The following is a 1,243-nucleotide window of genomic DNA, read 5'->3' on the forward strand; positions in this document are numbered from 1 at the left end:
CTATTAGATTAGCAACTTTAAATAAGTAGTATTAAATTAGATATAACTGAAGAACCAAAGGAAATGAGGTGAACTAGTTCGAGAATCAAATTAATGATTTATCCTGAGCATTAGTCCTCAATTCCTCTGGGTTCATGTACCATTTAGAATGTTAAGTATAAAGACTTATTAATAGCGATAGTACGAACCCTATTGGTCCTCAGTATTTATTTCCTTAATTATAAAAGTATGAAAAAGTTGTTTATTGGACTCGATGTTTCGAAAGATGTTTTTGATTTTTGTGCACTTAATGATTTAGGTGAACAAGAATCTTCTAAAAAAGTATTTCAAAATTCAAAGCAAGGAATAGATCAATTTTGTAAATCATTGAAAAAATGGAATGATTCTGATATTTTGATATGCTTAGAGCATACAGGTCATTATGGCTATTTATTGAGTTATGAATTAGCAAAAAGAAATTTGAAATATGCTTTAATCAATCCTCTAGAAATAAAAAATTCTATAGGGATGACCAGAGGAAAAAATGATGCGATTGACGCCTATCGTATTGCTTATTACGCATTGACACATTATCGCAAAATTAAACCTCATGTTTTACCTATTGAAGATCTTCAAAAGTTAAAGGCACTAATGGGAATCCGTGATGGATATGTAAAAATAATCGTGCAGTTAAAAAACAGTCTTAAAGCCCTTGAGATTATCAATGAGTCGGTAAATATAAAGTCACAAATAAATGACCATAAACTTTTGATTAAGAGATTTGAAAAATCAATTGATAAGGTGGAAAAGCAAATGATGGAGATCATTAACAAAAATGAGGATATAAAAAAGGCCTTTACTAAGATAAATACAGTAATAGGTGTTGGGATGCTAACTGCGATAAAATGCATCATTGAAACTGATAACTTCACCAAATTTAAAGATGGTCGTAAGTTTAGTTGTCATTGTGGCTTAGCTCCATTTGAATATCAGTCAGGAAGTAGTGTCAGAGGAAGGACAAGAACAAGTTCTCTCAACAATAAAGGATTAAAATCAATCCTTTTTAAAGCTGCTGCCACTGCTATACAACATGACCCACAACTAAAAGGATATTACCTAAGAAAACTAGATCAAGGCAAGCATAAATTATCTGTTTTGAATGCTGTAGCTAACAAAATTGTACTAAGAATATTTGCTGTTGTTAAAAGAGAGGAACCTTTTGTAAAATTAATTGCTTAAATAGTTGGTTTTATCTTAGAATGCT

Annotated in this window: 1 protein-coding gene; it reads left to right on the forward strand. The window is 30.7% G+C overall.

From position 1 onward, the window contains the following. The first annotated feature begins 228 nt into the window (after positions 1–228). Positions 229–1,218, forward strand: coding sequence for an IS110 family RNA-guided transposase (locus HXZ74_RS17100; RefSeq protein WP_115000475.1), 990 nt, complete (start codon positions 229–231; stop codon positions 1,216–1,218). Positions 1,219–1,243: the final 25 nt, after the last annotated feature.

The organism is Empedobacter sp. R750 (assembly GCF_030324345.1).
GTDB classification, from domain to species: Bacteria; Bacteroidota; Bacteroidia; order Flavobacteriales; family Weeksellaceae; genus Empedobacter; species Empedobacter falsenii_C.